The 17915-nt window shown below is 60.9% G+C and carries 19 protein-coding genes; 6 read left to right on the forward strand and 13 right to left on the reverse strand.

All coding sequences use genetic code 11. The features are described from left to right. The first annotated feature begins 49 nt into the window (after nucleotides 1-49). Entirely contained in the window at nucleotides 50-979 is a 930-nt protein-coding gene (gene tagQ, locus ACTD9P_RS12145; RefSeq protein WP_438867905.1) for a type VI secretion system-associated lipoprotein TagQ, read from the forward strand. A gap of 124 nt (nucleotides 980-1103) precedes the next feature. Beyond that, on the forward strand, nucleotides 1104-1478 hold the full coding sequence (locus ACTD9P_RS12150; protein ID WP_003195530.1) for a hypothetical protein: 375 nt from the start codon (nucleotides 1104-1106) through the stop codon (nucleotides 1476-1478). 122 nt (nucleotides 1479-1600) lie between these two features. On the opposite strand, the gene ACTD9P_RS12155 is transcribed toward ACTD9P_RS12150, so the two are convergent. From ACTD9P_RS12155 to exbB, 6 genes are all read right to left on the reverse strand, one after another. After that, on the reverse strand, nucleotides 1601-3001 hold the full coding sequence (locus ACTD9P_RS12155; RefSeq protein WP_438867906.1) for an aminoacyl-tRNA deacylase and HDOD domain-containing protein: 1401 nt from the start codon (nucleotides 2999-3001) through the stop codon (nucleotides 1601-1603). A 77-nt stretch (nucleotides 3002-3078) separates the two neighbouring features. Further along, nucleotides 3079-5154 (reverse strand): ATP-dependent DNA helicase RecG, encoded by a 2076-nt coding sequence (gene recG, locus ACTD9P_RS12160; protein WP_438867907.1) that lies wholly within the window; start codon nucleotides 5152-5154, stop codon nucleotides 3079-3081. An 8-nt stretch (nucleotides 5155-5162) separates the two neighbouring features. Further along, the gene (locus ACTD9P_RS12165) at nucleotides 5163-6083 is read right to left on the reverse strand and encodes a hydrogen peroxide-inducible genes activator (protein WP_003213305.1); all 921 of its coding nucleotides are present in this window, start codon (nucleotides 6081-6083) and stop codon (nucleotides 5163-5165) included. Nucleotides 6084-6264: 181 nt separating this feature from the next. Next, complete coding sequence (locus ACTD9P_RS12170) at nucleotides 6265-7014, reverse strand: energy transducer TonB family protein (protein ID WP_438867908.1); 750 nt, start codon at nucleotides 7012-7014, stop codon at nucleotides 6265-6267. Further along, entirely contained in the window at nucleotides 7011-7436 is a 426-nt protein-coding gene (gene exbD, locus ACTD9P_RS12175; RefSeq protein ID WP_003195519.1) for a TonB system transport protein ExbD, read from the reverse strand. Before exbD ends, ACTD9P_RS12170 begins: the two co-directional genes overlap by 4 nt. Nucleotides 7437-7442: 6 nt before the next feature. Further along, on the reverse strand, nucleotides 7443-8426 hold the full coding sequence (gene exbB / locus ACTD9P_RS12180) for a tonB-system energizer ExbB (RefSeq protein WP_438867909.1): 984 nt from the start codon (nucleotides 8424-8426) through the stop codon (nucleotides 7443-7445). 189 nt (nucleotides 8427-8615) lie between these two features. Here exbB and ACTD9P_RS12185 point away from each other — a divergent pair, with 189 nt between their 5' ends. Then, nucleotides 8616-9467, forward strand: a complete 852-nt coding sequence (locus ACTD9P_RS12185) for an SDR family oxidoreductase (RefSeq protein ID WP_438867910.1) — start codon at nucleotides 8616-8618, stop codon at nucleotides 9465-9467. Nucleotides 9468-9591: 124 nt separating this feature from the next. On the opposite strand, the gene ACTD9P_RS12190 is transcribed toward ACTD9P_RS12185, so the two are convergent. The 6 genes from ACTD9P_RS12190 to ACTD9P_RS12215 all read right to left on the reverse strand — a co-directional run bounded on the left by ACTD9P_RS12190 (nucleotide 9592) and on the right by ACTD9P_RS12215 (nucleotide 14888). Further along, nucleotides 9592-10335, reverse strand: a complete 744-nt coding sequence (locus tag ACTD9P_RS12190) for a hypothetical protein (RefSeq protein ID WP_438867911.1) — start codon at nucleotides 10333-10335, stop codon at nucleotides 9592-9594. Nucleotides 10336-10391: 56 nt separating this feature from the next. Further along, nucleotides 10392-10772 carry a RidA family protein gene (locus ACTD9P_RS12195; RefSeq protein ID WP_003176922.1) on the reverse strand — a complete coding sequence of 127 codons (381 nt, stop codon included), beginning with the start codon at nucleotides 10770-10772 and terminating at the stop codon, nucleotides 10392-10394. A gap of 24 nt (nucleotides 10773-10796) precedes the next feature. Beyond that, entirely contained in the window at nucleotides 10797-12902 is a 2106-nt protein-coding gene (gene spoT, locus ACTD9P_RS12200; protein WP_056860838.1) for a bifunctional GTP diphosphokinase/guanosine-3',5'-bis pyrophosphate 3'-pyrophosphohydrolase, read from the reverse strand. A 60-nt stretch (nucleotides 12903-12962) separates the two neighbouring features. Continuing rightward, on the reverse strand, nucleotides 12963-13226 hold the full coding sequence (gene rpoZ / locus ACTD9P_RS12205; protein ID WP_003176920.1) for a DNA-directed RNA polymerase subunit omega: 264 nt from the start codon (nucleotides 13224-13226) through the stop codon (nucleotides 12963-12965). A 167-nt stretch (nucleotides 13227-13393) separates the two neighbouring features. After that, nucleotides 13394-14014 carry a guanylate kinase gene (gene gmk, locus ACTD9P_RS12210; RefSeq protein ID WP_010168203.1) on the reverse strand — a complete coding sequence of 207 codons (621 nt, stop codon included), beginning with the start codon at nucleotides 14012-14014 and terminating at the stop codon, nucleotides 13394-13396. Nucleotides 14015-14024: 10 nt separating this feature from the next. Beyond that, complete coding sequence (locus ACTD9P_RS12215; protein ID WP_438867912.1) at nucleotides 14025-14888, reverse strand: YicC/YloC family endoribonuclease; 864 nt, start codon at nucleotides 14886-14888, stop codon at nucleotides 14025-14027. A gap of 217 nt (nucleotides 14889-15105) precedes the next feature. On the opposite strand from ACTD9P_RS12215, the gene rph reads away from it, so the two are divergent. After that, on the forward strand, nucleotides 15106-15828 hold the full coding sequence (rph, locus tag ACTD9P_RS12220) for a ribonuclease PH (RefSeq protein WP_057961002.1): 723 nt from the start codon (nucleotides 15106-15108) through the stop codon (nucleotides 15826-15828). Nucleotides 15829-15850: 22 nt separating this feature from the next. Next, nucleotides 15851-16219, forward strand: coding sequence for a DUF4870 domain-containing protein (locus ACTD9P_RS12225; RefSeq protein ID WP_200432373.1), 369 nt, complete (start codon nucleotides 15851-15853; stop codon nucleotides 16217-16219). 58 nt (nucleotides 16220-16277) lie between these two features. Here ACTD9P_RS12225 and crc read toward each other — a convergent pair whose 3' ends face one another. Further along, nucleotides 16278-17057: a catabolite repression control protein Crc gene (gene crc / locus ACTD9P_RS12230; RefSeq protein WP_003176915.1), complete on the reverse strand. Its 780-nt coding sequence runs from the start codon at nucleotides 17055-17057 to the stop codon at nucleotides 16278-16280. A gap of 82 nt (nucleotides 17058-17139) precedes the next feature. Between crc and pyrE the strand changes: the two genes are divergently transcribed. Next, nucleotides 17140-17784: an orotate phosphoribosyltransferase gene (gene pyrE / locus ACTD9P_RS12235; protein WP_017135848.1), complete on the forward strand. Its 645-nt coding sequence runs from the start codon at nucleotides 17140-17142 to the stop codon at nucleotides 17782-17784. Nucleotides 17785-17915: the final 131 nt, after the last annotated feature.

Consider the following 17915-nt stretch of genomic DNA (forward strand, 5'->3'; position numbering starts at 1 on the left):
GCGGCGGTGGGCCGTGCTGGGCAAGTCAAACTTAACAGAGAACACACCTATGCTTTTTTCCCGTAAGGCGGTTTCCAAGCGTCACCTGCTGCTGATCGCAGCTGGTTTCAGCACCGTGTTGACTGGTTGCGCTACGTCGCCGGCCTCCAAGGTCGCGTCGAGCACCAAGGTCGAGTACTACCCCAACTGCTACGAGCCGGTGCAGCACTTGCGTGCAACCGATTCGAACATGACCAAGTCGGTCGTGACGGGTGCCGCCCTGGGCGCAGCCGGCGGTGCATTGCTGGGCGCGCTCACCGGCGACTCCGACAAGCGCGGCCGTAATGCTGCCATTGGTGCAGCGGGCGGCGCCCTGGCGGGTGGCGCGGCGGGTTACTACACCGAGCGTCAGAAGCAGATTACCGATGACAACCAGCGCATCGCGTCCTACTCCACCGACTTCAACAAAAGCGCGTCCGACATCGACCGCAGCACCGCGTATGCCAAGGCATCCCAGCAGTGCTACCAGAGCGCCTTCACCAAGCTGGTGGCCGACCGCAAGGCCAAAACCGTCAACGATACCGAAGGCCGCAAGCGCCTGGCGGAAATCGTGGCTGGCTTGAAAGAGTCCAATGACCTGATCGTTGCAGTGAACGGCAAGGCCAGCGAAGACTTGAACAACTACACACAGGCCTACGAGCAAGACCTGAAACAAGTGGGTGTGCAGCGTGCTGACGTGGTGACCGTGGCCCAGGCCGACACAACGACGCCGCAGGTGGTGCCGGCGAAGAAAGGCAAGACGCCTGCCAAAGTCGCGAAAAAACCGGTGCTGCCAACCGTGCCGAAAGAGGCGGTGACCACCGAGAAGAGTATTCAGACAGTGCAAACCAAGCAGGCTGAAAGCAAGCAGGTCGCCAGCGCCGGCAAGGCGCAGATCGAAGGCACCTGCCGCGATCCGAACCTGGCCGACTGGGCGCCAGTGCCGTGCCCTAACGTTTAAGCAACATGTTGCTATAAGCGTTAAACGCCTGCCGATCTCCTGCTAAAGCGCGAGATCGGTGGCGTTACGCCGGTAAATCGTTACACTGCTGCGGCCACTTAATAAATACACTGAGGCTGTGTGCATGAAATTTCGTCTTCTGCTGTGGGTGCTGGGCCTGATGATGGGCAAAGCCAGCCGCACCAACCCTGCTTTCCAGCAACAGCTGGGTGACAAAGACCTGGCGTTCCAGTTGCAGACCCTCGACGGCAAGGTTGCCCGTCACTTCATCGTCAAAGACCAGCGCATCACCAGCCGTTCGGGTGTCCACCCAGCGCCGGCATTTGCCATTGCCTTTAAAGATGCCGCCTATGGCTTCGCCACGATGCAGGCGAAGAACAAGCAATTGGCATTCATGACGGGGATTCAGGACAAGTCGATTCAGATCAAGGGCAACCCGGCGCTGGTGATCTGGTTCCAGGGGTTGACCAAGTATTTGAAACCGAAGAAAAAGAAGTAAGGCCTGATCGTTCCCACGCTCTGCGTGGGAATGTTGCTTTGGACGCTCTGCGTCCGCGCTTGAAGTCGTGACGCAGAGCGTCACCGGATGCATTCCCACGCGGAGCGTGGGAACGATCATGTTTAGCCCTGGCTGAATTGAGACGCCAGCTCGCGCAACAGCACCTCGGCATCCAGTACCTTGCCGACCACTTCTTCAGCCTTTTCCCGGCTTAAGCCCAAACGTTCGAGCAGGGCGTCGGGTATCGCCGCATCCGGCCCGGAACCAATTCCACGACTGCGCAGCAAACGCACGGCCAGGCACACCAAGTTGGGATATTCAGCATATTGCCCGTCATACGTCGGGTCGTGCTGGAAGCGCAGGGCAGTGGACAGTTCGTCCGGCATGTCCCAGTAGCGCATCAACCACGCGCCGATCTGCTCGCGGCTGATGCCCAGCAGGTGCTGCTCGACATAGCTGTGACACAGGTGCGGGTTGACCTCCAGGTGGCGGCAGATCAGCGAGAAGTGTGGCGGGAACACATGGGCCAGCAGCAGGTAACCAAAGTTGTGCAACAGGCCGGCCAGGTAAGTCAGGCCAGCTTCCGGACGCTGGGCGCGGGGCATGGCGCGGGTCAGGCCTTCGATCACCGCGGCGGTGTAGATCGACTGGTGCCAGTACGGCGTGGACTGGTGCGGGTGGTCCTTGGGCAGGCTCAGGGTTTTGCCCAGGGCCAGGCCGAGTGCCAGGTTGATCACCAGATCAAAGCCCAGCACGCGCACGATGGCGTCTTCCACTGAACGAATCTTGCCCGGCGAGGCGTAGTAGGGCGACGCTGCCCAGCTCACCACTTGGGCAGCGAGGGCCGGGTCGGTTTCGACGACGCTGGTGATGTCATCAATGGTGGCGTTGGGGTCGACGCGCAGCTTGATGATTTTCTGCGCGGTGTCGGCCAGCGGCGGAATCTCGATGGTCGCTTCCAGGCGCTGCTGGATTCGGCGGGCGGTGAACGCCTGCATTGCCTGGGTGATTTCCTCGCGGTCATCGTTTGGGCGGTCGAGGTTGGGGCGGATGTTGCTCAGCGGCTCACCGAAGTGCCCGGCGCTGGCCTTGGTGAGCATGCTCTTGAAATCGCTGCTGGCGATTTCCAGCAGCAGCCCGGCTTCACCGGAATGCACCAACAGGCTTGGCTCGCTGAGCAGGCTGCCTTCATACAGGCACGGCGAGCTGGTCAGTACCGGCAGGCCAGGCAACAGGCTCAAGTCGTGCTTGGCCAGCATGCGTTCGATGCGGTCCGGCGACACAGCCGTGAGGCGGCGGCCGGTGAGTTCAGCCAACCGGTTGAGGTCGAGCAACTGGCTCTGCGGGAACAGCACCATGAGTGCGCCCACGGCATCTTCCAGCAGTACTGCCTGGACCTTTCGTGCGGGATTCAGGCCGGCGTCTTCGGTCACTTCCGTGTAGGGGATGGCGAGCTTTGCGAGCAGAGCCCGAATGACCGGCGGGGCGGTCAGTGGGGCTGTGGCGAGGGCAACTTCTGACATGGCCTGATCCAATTTCGTACAGTCACCGAAGTATAACCAGCTTGATACAACTGTTGGTTGGATAAGTGAGTCAGGCGTCACACTTGGCCGTATTGCTGCCCATGCCTGAGCCAGCGATCCAGCAATGGGCTGACATGCTCCGGCCAGCGCTCCAGCAGCGCTTGCGCCGCATCACGCACGGCAGGCAGCAAGTCGGCATCGCGCATCAGGTCGGCGACCTTGAATTGCAGCAGGCCGGTCTGGCGTGTGCCGAGCATTTCGCCGGGGCCGCGCAGTTCGAGGTCTTTTTCGGCGATGATAAAACCGTCGTTGGTCTCGCGCATGATGCCCAGGCGCTGACGGCCGATCTGCGACAGCGGCGGGTGGTACAGCAGCACGCAGTGGCTGGCGGCGCTGCCCCGGCCGACACGGCCGCGCAGTTGGTGCAGTTGGGCCAGGCCCAGGCGCTCGGGGTTTTCGATGATCATCAGGCTGGCGTTGGGCACGTCCACGCCGACTTCAATTACGGTGGTGGCCACCAGCAGTTGCAGGTTGCCAGCTTTGAATTCGGCCATGACGGCGGCTTTTTCCGCAGGTTTCATGCGCCCGTGGATCAGCCCGACCTTAAGTTCGCCCAAAGCACTGGTGAGGTCCTCAAATGTGGTCTCGGCTGCCTGGCACGTCAGCTCTTCGGATTCTTCGATCAGCGTGCACACCCAGTACGCCTGACGGCCTTCGGCACAGGCGCCGCGCACGCGCTCGATCACTTCGACGCGGCGCGTATCGGTGACGAGTACGGTGTTGACCGGCGTACGGCCGGGCGGCAGCTCGTCAAGAATCGAAGTGTCGAGGTCGGCGTAAGCGCTCATCGCCAGGGTGCGCGGGATCGGCGTAGCAGTCATGATCAACTGGTGCGGGTTCATGCGCCCGCCCACGCCTTTCTGGCGCAGAGCAAGGCGTTGCTGCACGCCGAAGCGGTGCTGTTCGTCGATGATCACCAGGGCGAGGTTCTTGAACTGCACTTCGTCCTGGAACAGGGCGTGAGTGCCGACCACCATCGGTGCGCCACCCGCGATCTGTTCCAGCGCTGCGGCACGTACCTTGCCCTTGAGCTTGCCGGCCAGCCACGCCACTTCCAGGCCCAAGGGTTCGAGCCAACGCTTGAAGGTGATGAAGTGCTGCTCGGCGAGGATTTCGGTAGGCGCCATCAGCGCCACCTGGTAACCGGCTTCCAATGCCTGCAAGGCGGCGAGGGCGGCCACTACGGTTTTACCTGCGCCCACGTCGCCCTGGATCAGCCGCAGCATGGGTTCTTGCTGGCTGAGGTCGTAGGCGATTTCATTGCCTACACGTTGCTGGGCTCCCGTTGGCGCAAAGCCAAGGTTGGCCAGGTATTGCGCAGGTAGCCGAGTAGCCTTGGGCATCGCCGGCGCACGCAGGGAGCGCATGCTTTCGCGCAGGCGCTGCTGGGACAGTTGGTGCGTCAGCAGTTCTTCGAAGGCCAGGCGATGCTGAGCCCAGTGATGGCCCAGTGCGAGTTCGTCGACGTCGGCGTCGGCGGGTGGGTTATGCAGGTAGCGAATCGCATCGTCCAGCGGCGCCAGTTGGTAGTCGCGCGCCAACTCCAGAGGCAACCAGTCGGGCAGGCTTTTGGGGCCGAGCATCGTCAGCGTTTGCATGCACAACTGGCGCAGGCGTTGCTGGGTCAGGCCTTCGGTCAGCGGATAGATCGGTGTGAGTGTGGTATCGACCGGAGGCGGCTCGTCGCCAGTGATTGCGCGGTACTCCGGGTGGTAGATTTCCAGGCCGGATGCGCCGGGGCGCGCCTCGCCATAGCAACGCACGCGGGTGCCGCGTTTGAGGCCGTCCTTTTGCGCGTTGCTGAAATGGTAGAAGCGAAGGCTCAGGCCGCCAGTGCCGTCCTGCAGGCGCACGACTAAACTGCGGCGCTTGCCCATTACCACGTCGGCGCCGCTGACGGTGCCTTCGACCACTGCATCCTGCCCAGGGCGCAAGTGGCCGATGGGCACCACGCGCGTGCGGTCCTGATAACGCAGGGGCAGGTGGAACAGCACGTCCTGGAGGTTTTCCAGGCCGACCTTGGCCAGCTTCTCAGCCATGGCGTCACCGACACCTTTAAGTGCCGTCACCGACACCTGCGACAGCTCAGTCATACGTCTATTTAGCTCGCAGCAGGCGGCTTGGCCACCGAACACAGGCGGATCGAGTCGGCCAGGATCTCAATGGCCTTGGGGCGTGGGAAACTGGCGCGCCAGGCAATCGCCACGGTACGGAACGGTACCGGTGGCGTGAGTGGGCGGACTGCGATCACGCCGGGGGCGTAATGATGGCTGTCCACCGCCGACAGCGGCAGAATCGAAATGCCCAGACCGGACGCAACCATATGACGGATGGTTTCCAGGGAGCTCGACTCCACGGTGGTGTGCTTGGCGCCGTCGTTGCCCTTGGTCAGGGTCGGGCAGGCTTCCAGTACCTGGTCGCGGAAGCAGTGGCCTTCGCCAAGCAGCAGCAGGCTCTTGTCGTTGAGCAGGCCGGCGTCGATGGTGTCTTTTTGCGTCCACGGGTGGGAGGCCGGCATCAGCACGTAGAACGGCTCGTCGTAGAGTGGCAGGGTCAACACGTCTGCCTCGTTGAACGGCAGGGCGATGATGATCGCGTCCAGCTCACCGTTGCGCAGTTTGTCGCGCAGTACGTGGGTGAAGTTTTCTTCGATATACAGCGGCATCTGCGGCGCAACGCGGTGCAGCTGCGGAATCAGGTGCGGGAACAGGTACGGGCCGACGGTGTAGATGGCGCCGACCTTGAGCGGTGCGGTCAGCTGGTTCTTGCCGGCCTGGGCCAGTTCACGAATGCTTTGCGCTTGTTCCAAGACCTTTTGGGCCTGGGCGACGATACCTTCGCCCACTGGCGTCAGGCGCACGGCGCTCTTGCTGCGCTCGAAAATCAGCACACCGAGTTCGTCTTCAAGCTTTTTCACACCCACCGACAGCGTCGGCTGGCTGACATGGCAACGCTCGGCCGCGTGGCCGAAGTGCTGCTCTTGGGCGAGGGTCACGATGTAGCGTAATTCTGTAAGAGTCATAGCGAGCGTCCATGAGGTTGCGGGCCAAGCATACCGGCTGCAATCGATAGACGCACGTTATCAGAACTTTGATGGGGATTGAGCGGGGAATGTTGAGGATTTTGCTGAAGTGGTGAAACCAAATGTGGGAGCTGGCTTGTGTGGAAGCTGGCTCCCACACAAGCCAGCTCCCGTTTGCTGCTTACCGGCGGCGCTTCTCGATGTTGTAAACGAACGGCGCGACGATTTCGACGCTACCGCCTTTCAACATATCGGCCGGTGGCTTGGGCAGTGGCTGGGCACGACGGATCATGTCCAGGGTCGCACGGTCCAGGTCGGCGTTGCCGGAGCGGCCCACCAACTCATAGGACAGCACGTTGCCTTCGGCATCGACCACAAAGCGCAGGCGGTTCAAACCTTCCTTGCCACGCTGTTGGGCACCTGGCGGGTACTTCTTGTACTTCTGCAGGTGCGCCAGCAGCGTGCCTTCCCAGGATGCTTTCGCCGCGATCTGCTGTGGCGACGGGCCAGGAACCGGTTGAGCCGATTTTTCAGCCGGCGCATTGTTCTGTGGCGATTCGCTCGGCGGCTCTTCGGAAGGTTTTTCCTTGGGCGGCTCGGGTTTCTTCTCCACCGGCTTGGGCGGCTGAGGTTTGGGTTTTGGCTTGACCGGCTTGGGCACCTGGATCGTTGGCTTGGGCGACTCAGCCAGTTTCGGCAAAGGAAGCTCTTCCGCGGGTGCAGGCGGCTGCGGCGGCGTGACAACCTTGGGCGGTGCCGGCGGCGGCGGTGCAGGCATCGGCGCCAGGTCGATGACCATGGCCGCCGGTGGCAACGTTACCGGGTGCGGCGCGGACCATTGGAGCGCGATGATGATCGCGACGGCATGCACGCCCAGCACGACGGCGAGGCTGGTGCCATAACGCGTCAGTTTGTGGCGCGTCGTGATCATTTCTTGGCTGCCGTCTCTAGTCCGACCAGGCCTACCTTGAGGTAGCCGGCTGCCCGCAGGGCATCCATCACGCTCATCAGGTCGCCGTAGTCCACGCCTTTGTCGGCCTGGAAGAAGATCGTCGTGTCTTTTTTGCCTTGGGTCTTGGCGTCGAGCACCGGGCCCAGGGTTTCAGCTTTGACTTCTTCTTCGCCCAGGAACAGGCGTTGGTCCGCCTTGACGCTGAGGAAAATCGGCTTCTCCGGCCGCGGCGCAGGCTTGGCGCTGGACGCGGGCAGGTCGACCTTGATATCCACGGTGGCCAGCGGCGCGGCCACCATGAAGATGATCAGCAGCACGAGCATTACGTCGATAAACGGCGTGACGTTGATCTCGTGGTTCTCGACGAGCTCGTCGTCGCCTTGATTCAAATGCAGGCCCATGGCCGATTACCCCACTTTCACCATGTGCGGTTGCGAGCTGCGCTCGGTAGGCAGGTGATCGAGGTCGCGGCTCACCAGCAGCAGAACTTCTGCCGACGCGTCCGAAACCTGGGCCTTGTAGCCGGCAATCGAACGGGCGAAAACGTTGTAGATCACCACCGCTGGGATTGCTGCAACCAGGCCCAGGGCAGTTGCCAGCAGAGCTTCGGCAATGCCGGGGGCGACGACGGCGAGGTTGGTGGTCTGGGTTTTGGCGATGCCGATGAAGCTGTTCATGATGCCCCACACGGTGCCGAACAGGCCGACAAACGGTGCGGTGGAACCGATGGTAGCCAGCACGCCGGTGCCGCTGCTCATGTTACGGCCGCAGGCTGCAACCAGGCGCTCGAGACGGAAGCTGACGCGTTCCTTGATGCCTTCTTTTTCGCGGGTATTGACCGACAGGCGCATTTCTTCCAGCGCGTCGTGTACCAGCAGGTTGGCCAGGGTGCCCTTCTTGGTCGCGGTGTCGCTGGCTTCCTTGAGGGTGGTGGCTTTTTTCAGGTGGACGATCTCAGTACGCAGGCGGCGCTTGGCGCTCAGCAGCTCGAAGCCCTTGGCGATCCAGATGGTCCAGGTGATGATCGAGGCGATGGCCAGGCCGATCATCACGGCTTTTACCACCACGTCAGCGTTCTGGTACATGCCCCAAGGCGACAGGTCATGGGCCATGCCCAGGCTGTTGTCTTCTTCCAGCACTACACCGGTTTCGTCGGCAGGTGCGACGTCGCCTGCAGCCTGAGCCGGGTCGGTGGCAACCGGCGCAGCAACAGGAGCGGCTGGCGTGGCGCCAGTGTGCTCGGCAGCCGCCGGTGCGGCTGGGGCGGTGGCATCAGCGAAGGCGGCGGTCGGTGCCAGCAGTACGCTGAACAGCAGCGCAGCAATCGCACGCCAGGCGCGGGATGGGCTGTGAAGCTTGGTTGGCGAAGCGGGGTTTGTATTACGTGTCATGCTGGCCGGACCTGAGAGGAAAAAATGAGTGATCGTCCTGCCAGACCCTTGGAGGTCGAGGACAAATGGGCGGTTATTATTGCAAGTAATTCTTGTTAACAGAAGTAATACAGTAACTTTATTTGTGCTTTTTCTGGCCGCTCGTCATCTGCGAAGGCTAATCTAGACCTTTGAGAACGGAGTTTTATGATGTCTGCGCCTTCTGTTGTGATTGCCGGTTGCGGCGATGTGGGTAGTCGGCTGGCCAGCCAATTGCTCGCCGCGAATTGGGAGGTTCATGGCCTGCGCCGTGATATTTCAAAGCTCCCCGATGGCGTGATCGGCATTGCCGGCGACCTGTTCAAAAAGGATTGCCCTGAGACCTGGCCGATCGGCGGGGTGGATTACCTGGTGTATTGCGCAGCCGCCACCGACCACGATGAGGCCGGGTATCGCGCGGCATACGTGCAAGGGTTGCAGCATGTGTTGGAGTGGCTGAGTGACTATGGCCAGGAGCCCAAGCATCTGCTGTTTGTGTCCAGCAGCAGCGTGTACGGCCAGCAGAATGGTGAGTGGGTCGACGAAACCTCTGAAACGAAGGCGCTGGGCTATTCCGGCCAGGTCATGTTGGAGGCCGAGCAGGTCGCGCTCAACAGTGGGATCCCAGCGAGTATCGTGCGCTTGACCGGGATTTACGGCCCGGGCCGCGAATGGCTGCTGACCCAGGTACGCCAAGGCTATCGCGTGGCAATCGATCCACCTTTATATGGCAATCGGATTCACGCGGATGATGCGGCGGGTTTGCTGGCCTTTTTGCTGCGTCATGTAGAGCAGGGCGGCTCGCTGGACAAGGTCTACATTGGCGTCGACGATGCCCCGGCGCCATTGGCCGAGGTGGTCGGTTGGTTGCGTGAGTACCTGGGAGTAACGGACTGGGCGGATGACGCCAGTGTGCGGCGTGCGGGCAGTAAGCAGTGTAGTAATGCCCGGGCGAAGGCGTTGGGTTGGGTGCCGACCTACCCGAGTTATCGCGAAGGGTATGCGGCGATATTGAAAGGCTGAAACTCGGTCAAAAATGTGGGAGCGGGCTTGCTCGCGAATGCGGTGAATCAGTCGATGAATATGCTGGCTGACACACCGTATTCGCGAGCAAGCCCGCTCCCACATTGAGATATGTATTTTGCTGTTATTTCTTCTCAAGCAGCCATTGGCGCGGGCCGGGCGTGAACTGCGGCACCTCGTCAGCCAGGGCGGTGTTGATCGCTTGGAATATCGCCAGCTGCTTGCCCTTGCGCGTGAAGATCCACGGGTTGCCCTGGCCATTCAGTTGCAGCCAGATGCTGTCATAGCCGCCGCTCATGGAGGCGCAGTCGCCCGCCAGGCACAGCGAGTAGCGGTCGACGCCTGGCAGGCCGGCGACCTTGCCATCGGCCTGGAACTGCACCGTGGCGCCATCGCCGGTGCCGTCGGTAATCTTCCAGTCGCCGCCCATATAGGCTGCATACAGTGCCCGTTCGAAGTTGGCACCCAGTGGCGCGCCTTCCGGGGCGGGATCCTTGGCACGGGCGAACACCTGCTCGGGCTCGTTATCGTTGGCCACTTGCAGCAGTTGTTTGCCTTTGCGCTTGAGTTCGGTGGCGGAGCTGCCGTAGAACTCGACGTTCCAGGCGCTGGATTTATCGCCGAGCAACTTGCCTTCGGCGACTTCAAAGCCGTTGTAGTAGCGCGCCTGCAAAGCCTTGGTGTTGACCTCCCATTCGAGGTTCGGGCCAAAACTCTGCAGCGCTTCACGCAAAGGGCCGCCCTTGGCTGCCGCGTTGATGGCGGCCTGGTTGATCCAGGTGCCGCTTACATCCAGGTCGGCGGGGTTGCTGGCGCAGCCGCCGAGCAACAGGGCGAGCAACGAAGTGGCTACAAGCGCTTTGCGCATTACGGAATCCTTCTGAAACGAAGTCGGCGCAGCCTGTTGAGGCTGCGCCGGGTGTTTTACTCGATGACCAGAATCGCGTCCATCTCAACCTGTGCGCCCTTTGGCAGGGCAGCAACGCCGATGGCGGCGCGGGCTGGGTACGGCTGTTCGAAGTACTTGCCCATGATCTCGTTGACCTTGGCGAAGTGGCTCAGGTCGGTGAGGAAGATGTTCAGCTTGACGATGTCCTTGAACGAACCACCGGCGGCTTCGGCTACGGATTTCAGGTTTTCGAAGACTTGTACGGTTTGTGCTTCGAAGCCTTCAACCAGTTCCATGGTCTTTGGGTCCAGCGGGATCTGGCCGGACATGTAGACGGTGTTGCCGGCCTTGATCGCCTGGGAGTAAGTGCCAATGGCGGCCGGGGCTTTGTCGCTGGTGATAACAGTCTTGGTCATGAGTTGCTCCTTGTAAGAGAGGGGCTATGCACGCATGCGGGTGATGCGGATCACTCCGGTCAGGGCGCGCAGTTTCTTGATCACGCGGGCCAGGTGCACACGGTCGTGCACGCTGACCACCAGCTGGACCACGCTGATGCGGCCATCGCGTTCATCCATGCTGATTTTTTCGATATTGCCGTCGGCCGCGTTGACGCTGCTGGCCAGCAAGGCGATCAGGCCACGCTGATGTTCCAGCTCTACACGCAGCTCGACGTTGAATTCGCCGGTCACGTCCTTGGCCCAGGAAAGCTGGATGCATTTCTCCGGGTTGTGGCGGATTTCGGTGATGTTGCGGCAGTTGTCCAGGTGCACCACCATGCCTTTGCCCGCCGACAAGTGGCCGACAATCGGGTCGCCAGGGATCGGCGTACAGCATTTGGCGTAGCTGAGCACCAGGCCTTCGGTACCGCGAATTGCCAGCGGGCCTTCCGGGCTTGGCAACTGCTCGCCTTCGCCGAGCAAGCGGCGAGCTACGACGTAGGCCATGCGGTTGCCCAATCCGATATCTTCGAGCAGGTCTTCGATGGTTTCCTGGCGGTACTCATGGAGCATCGCTTGCACGCGCTCTGCCGGGATTTTGTCCAGAGCGCTGTCGAAACCGTTGAGGACCTTGTTCAGCAAGCGTTCGCCGAGGCTGATGGATTCGGAGCGGCGTTGCAACTTCAGGGCGTGGCGGATGTGTGTCCGCGCTTTGCCGGTAACCACGAAGTTGAGCCAGGCCGGGTTCGGGCGCGCGCCGGGGGCACTGACAATCTCGACCGTGGAGCCGCTTTGCAGCGGTTCGGACAGCGGCGCGAGGCGTCGGTTGATCCGGCAGGCGATGCAGCTGTTACCGACGTCGGTGTGCACCGCGTAGGCAAAGTCGACCGCCGTGGAGCCTTTGGGCAGCTCCATGATTCGGCCTTTGGGCGTGAACACGTAGACCTCGTCCGGAAACAGGTCGATCTTCACGCTTTCGATAAATTCCAGGGAGTTGCCGGCACGTTGCTGCATTTCCAGCACGCCTTTGACCCACTGGCGAGCACGTGCGTGCGTGCCTTTTGGCTGTTCGTCTCCGCTGGATTTGTACAGCCAGTGCGCCGCGATGCCGTTGTTGGCCATCTCTTCCATTTCCCGCGTACGGATCTGGATCTCGATCGGCACCCCGTGCATACCGAACAGCGTGGTATGCAGCGACTGATAGCCGTTGGCCTTGGGAATGGCGATGTAGTCCTTGAAGCGGCCCGGCAGGGGTTTGTACAAATTATGTACAGCGCCCAGCACGCGGTAGCAGGTGTCTACCTTGTCGACGATGATCCGGAACGCGTACACGTCCATGATCTCGTTGAAGGCCCGGCGCTTGCCGCGCATCTTCTTGTAGATGCCGTAGATGTGCTTTTGCCGACCGCTGACTTCGCCTTCAATCTCGTCGATCGCCAGGCAGTGGCTCAGCGACTCTTCGATCTTGTTGACGATTTCCTTGCGGTTGCCGCGTGCGCGCTTGACTGCCTGGTAGATGCGCGCCGAACGCATTGGGTGCATGGCCTTGAAGCCGAGGTCTTCGAATTCGATACGAATGGCATGCATGCCCAGCCGATTGGCGATGGGCGCGTAGATTTCCAGAGTTTCCTTGGCGATGCGCCGGCGTTTTTCGCCGGACAGCACTTCCAGCGTGCGCATGTTGTGCAGGCGGTCGGCCAGCTTGACCAGAATCACACGGATATCCCGTGCCATGGCCATGGCCATCTTCTGGAAGTTTTCTGCCTGGGCTTCAGCCTTGGTCTCGAAGTTCATCTGGGTCAGTTTGCTGACCCCGTCGACCAGTTCGGCCACGGTTTCGCCAAATTGGGCGCTGAGCGCTTCCTTGGCGATGCCGGTGTCTTCGATCACGTCATGCAGCATCGCGGCCATCAGGCTCTGATGGTCCATGTGCATGTCGGCAAGAATATTGGCCACTGCAAGAGGATGCGTGACATACGCCTCACCGCTTCGGCGGCGTTGGCCGTCGTGGGCTTGTTCGGCGTAGAAATACGCTCGGCGGACCAGGTTGACCTGGTCTGGGCCGAGGTAGGCCGATAAGCGATCGGCGAGGGCGTCTATGCTCGGCAAAGTATGAACTCCTGCCGTTGGCTGTGACCCCGCGCCGTGCTACGTCGACCAGGCATAGGCTTAGACGGCCTCGTTGGACTCGTCCTCGAACGCTGCAAACAGCGGTTCGTCTTCAACGATTTCAGCGTTGGCGATGAACTCGTAGCTCATCAGGCCTTCAGCGATTTCACGCAGGGCTACAACGGTAGGCTTGTCGTTTTCCCACTGGACCAGGGGCTCTTTGCCGCCGGTGGCCAGTTGACGGGCACGCTTGGTAGAGAGCATGACCAGCTCAAAGCGGTTATCCACGTGTTCTAGGCAGTCTTCAACGGTTACGCGGGCCATGGTATTCCTCGGAGCGAATGCAAGATGCGCGCTGCCCGGTTGGGCGAGCGGACTAAACAGTTTAAAAAATCACCAGCGTTTAGGGAAGCGCTGATTTTTCCCGCGCCCTCGCAAAACCGCTACAAGTGCCAATGTAAAGCCCTTGCAGCGGTTTTGGGAAGGGCCAATCAACCGAGCAGTTCAGCCAGTAATTTGCCAAAACGCTGCTGTTGACGCTTTTGCTGGAGCTGATTGGTGCGGAAAATCGCCTTCAAATCATCCAGTGCGTGGGCAAAATCGTCGTTGATGATCAGGTAGTCGTAGTCGACGTAGTGGCTCATTTCGCTGACAGCTTCGCGCATGCGGCCTTCGATGATCTCGTCGCTGTCCTGGCCACGGTTGGTCAGGCGCTGGTGCAACGCCTCCAAAGATGGCGGGAGGATGAAGATCGAACGCGCCTTGGGCATCAGCTGGCGCACTTGTTCGGCGCCCTGCCAGTCGATCTCCAGGATCAGGTCGTGGCCTTCGTCCAAGGTCTGCTGCAAATGGCTCTGCGAGGTGCCGTAGAGGTTGCCGAACACTTCGGCGCGCTCCAGGAAGTCGCCGTGTTCGATCATCTTGACGAATTCGGTGCGCTCGACGAAGTGATAGTGCACGCCGTTCACTTCACCTGGGCGCATGGCGCGGGTGGTGTGCGAGACCGAAATACGGATCTGCTCATCAGCGTCGGTCAGGGCTTTGACCAGGCTGCTTTTGCCCGCGCCCGAAGGGGCGGAAATGATGTAAAGGGTGCCGGTGCTGTGGGTCATGGAAGTTGCCTTACTCAATATTCTGTACTTGTTCGCGCATCTGCTCGATCAACACCTTGAGGTTGACCGCAGCCGTGGTGCTGCGCGGATCAAACGCCTTGGAGCCCAGTGTATTGGCTTCGCGGTTGAGTTCCTGCATCAGGAAGTCCAGGCGCCGACCGGCGGCACCCGCTGATTTGAGCACGCGGCGCACTTCCAGGATGTGGGTGCTCAGGCGGTCGAGTTCTTCGGCCACATCGCTTTTTTGCGCCAGCAGCACCATTTCCTGCTCCAGGCGCACGGGGTCGAGGTCGGCCTTCATGTCAGTGAAGCGGTCCAGGACCTTTTGGCGCTGGGTGGCGAGCATCTGCGGCACCAGCTCGCGCAGGGTGAGCACGTCTTCTTCGATCGAAGTCAGGCGCTCATTGATCAGGCGGGCCAGTTCGGCGCCTTCGCGCTCACGGCCGGCCTTGAGCTCTTTCAATCCCTGGGTGAACAGCGCGAGGGCTTCGGCGTTCAGGGCTTGCGGGTCGGTGGCGTCGGCCACCAGCACGCCGGGCCAGGCCAGCACTTCCAGCGGGTTCAGCGCAGCAGGTTGTTTGATCAGGCCGGCGATGGTTTCGGCGGCGGCTACCAGCTGCGCGGCGCGGTCACGGTCGACCTGCAGCGGCTTGCCGGTGGTTTCTTCGGTAAAGCGCAGAGTGCATTCCAGCTTGCCCCGCGAGATACCCTGGCGCAACGCTTCACGCACGGCGCCTTCGAGGTCGCGGAACGACTCCGGCAGGCGCAGGTGCGGCTCCAGGTAACGGCTGTTGACCGAGCGCAGTTCCCAGCTCAGGGTGCCCTGGACGCCGGCTTTTTCGACGCGGGCGAAGGCGGTCATGCTGTGCACCATGGAAGTACCTCGCGATGCAGTCCCGCAAATACGGGCTGATAAGTAAGTTGAAGCCGACAGGCTGCGAAGGCGCAGGATTGTAGCGCAGTGGGGCGAGCGCGCCCAAACAATGGGCAATAGTCTGAACATTCGTAACCGAATTTTTTAGAAGTGCCCCGAAACGGTTCGCGGCTCTATAATGCTCGGCAGTTTTTCGTCCTTCGTACAGGTATCCCCTATGAAACGTCCAAGTGGTCGCGCTGCCGATCAGCTCCGCTCGATCCGCATTACCCGCAACTACACCAAACACGCCGAGGGATCTGTACTGGTCGAGTTTGGCGATACCAAAGTGATCTGCACCGTCAGCGTCGAAAACGGCGTACCGCGTTTCCTCAAGGGCCAGGGCCAGGGTTGGTTGACTGCCGAGTACGGCATGCTGCCGCGTGCTACCGGTGAGCGTAACCAGCGTGAAGCCAGCCGTGGCAAGCAGGGCGGCCGCACCCTGGAAATCCAGCGCCTTATCGGCCGCTCGCTGCGCGCAGCCCTGGACATGTCCAAGCTGGGCGACGTGACCCTGTACGTCGACTGCGACGTCATCCAGGCTGACGGCGGCACCCGCACCGCCTCCATCACCGGCGCCATGGTAGCCCTGGTTGATGCGCTTAAAGTGATCAAGAAGCGTGGCGGCCTCAAAGGCGGCGACCCGCTCAAGCAGATGATCGCCGCGGTGTCGGTGGGCATGTATCAAGGCGAGCCTGTGCTGGATCTGGACTACCTGGAAGACTCGGCCGCCGAGACCGACCTGAACGTGGTGATGACCAGCACCGGTGGTTTCATCGAAGTGCAGGGCACCGCCGAAGGCGCGCCATTCCAGCCGGCCGACCTGAACGCCATGCTCGCCCTGGCCCAGAAAGGCATGAGCGAAATCTTCGAACTGCAGAACGCCGCACTGGCCGACTGAACCCGCCTCAAGGAGAAGCGCCATGAATGACAGCCAAATGCCGGTGCCTACGCCTTCCTACGAAGTGCGCCAGAGTGCAATGTTGTGTCATCTCGCGGCGTTTCTTGGGTTTGTGTTCCCCTTCGGCAGTGTCGTGGGACCATTGATCCTGTGGCAGATGAAGAAGGAAGTGGACCCGTTCATTGACGATCAGGGCAAGGAAGCCCTGAACTTCCAGATCACCGTGGCCATCGCCTGGATGGCGTGCATCGTGCTGGCCTTCGCAGTTATCGGGTTTTTCCTGATGTTTGCCCTGGCGATTGCAACGGTGGTGCTGACGATCATCGGCAGCATCAAGGCCAACAAGGGGATAGCCTATCGCTACCCACTGACCTGGCGAGTGGTCAAATAATGAACAGGCACAAAAAAACCGACAGCGATGTCGGTTTTTTTGTGCCTGGAAAAAGACCTTAGATGGTCAATGTCCAGTCGTAGTCCACGATCAGCGGCGCGTGCTGCGAAAAGCGCGGTTGACGCGGCAAGCGTGCGCTACGAACGAACCGGCGCAGGCCGGGAGTCAGCAACTGGTAGTCGAAACGCCAGCCCAGGTTGAGCATCTCCGCCTGTTCGTTATCCGGCCACCAGCTGTACTGGTCGCCTTCACGGCTGACTTCGCGCAGGGCATCCACATAACCCATGTTGCCGACAATCTCGTCCATCCAGGCCCGTTCCGGCGCCAGGAAACCCGGTGATTGCTGGCTGTCGCGCCAGTTCTTGATATCCAGCTTCTGTTGCGCCACGTACAGCGAGCCACAGTAAATGTACTCGCGACGTTTGCGTCGCTGTTTATCCAGGTAACGGGCGAAATCGTCCATTAGCTTGAACTTCTGGTTCAAGTCTTCATCGCCGTTCTGCCCCGAAGGGAGCAGCAAGGTCGCGATGCTGACCTTGTCGAAATCGGCTTGCAGGTAGCGCCCGTAGCGGTCGGCTGTCTCGAAGCCGAGGCCGCTGATGACCGCCTTGGGTTGCAACCGTGAGTACAGAGCCACGCCACCTTGGGCAGGGACTTCGGCATCACAGGCATAAAGGAAGTAGCCATCCAGTTGGAAGGCTGGGTCGTCCAGTTCAAAGGCGGAGGCGCGGGTGTCCTGCAGGCAGATGACGTCGGCATTCTGTGCTTGCAGCCAACTGAGCAAACCACGCTCGACTGCAGCCTGAATACCATTGACGTTCACACTGATGATCCGCATAAATGGCCCCAAAAATCGCGTGCGTGTATGATACACGCCGTCTACCTAATTAGCTAAATCCGTGGTATCTGAGGCTTTTTTCATGCAGGCGTATCAACGCGATTTCATTCGTTTTGCCATCGATCGCGGCGTTTTACGCTTCGGTGAGTTCACGTTGAAGTCTGGGCGCACCAGCCCTTACTTCTTCAATGCAGGCTTGTTCAACTCGGGTTCGGCCCTGGCTCAGCTGGGTCGTTTCTACGCGGCAGCCATCGTTGACAGCGGTATTTCCTTCGACGTGCTGTTCGGCCCAGCCTATAAGGGCATCCCTTTGGCGGCCGCGACCGCTGTGGCCCTGGCTGAACATCATGAGCTGGATTTGCCATGGTGCTTCAACCGCAAAGAGGCCAAGGCGCATGGCGAAGGCGGCAGCCTGGTCGGTGCGCCACTCAAGGGCGACGTGCTGATCATCGACGATGTGATCACCGCCGGCACCGCCATCCGTGAAGTGATGCAGATCATCGCGTCTCAGGAAGGTGCCAAGGCCGCCGGCGTGCTGATCGCGCTGAACCGCCAGGAGCGCGGCAACGGTGAGTTGTCGGCAATCCAGGAAGTGGAGCGTGATTTCGGTATTCCGGTGGTGAGCATCGTGTCGCTGAACCAGGTGCTGCAATACCTGGAAGATGATGCGCAGCTCAAGCAGCATTTGCCGGCGGTGCGCGCGTACCGCGAGCAGTTCGGCGTCTGACACGCTAGCCCATGCGGGCTGCGGGCTTGTGTGGGAGCGGGCTTGCTCGCGAATACGGTGGGTCAGAAACATATCCAGTGACTGACACTCCGCTTTCGCGAGCAAGCCCGCTCCCACACTTGGACCGCGTA

Source organism: Pseudomonas onubensis, from assembly GCF_965653655.1.
Lineage (GTDB): Bacteria > Pseudomonadota > Gammaproteobacteria > Pseudomonadales > Pseudomonadaceae > Aquipseudomonas.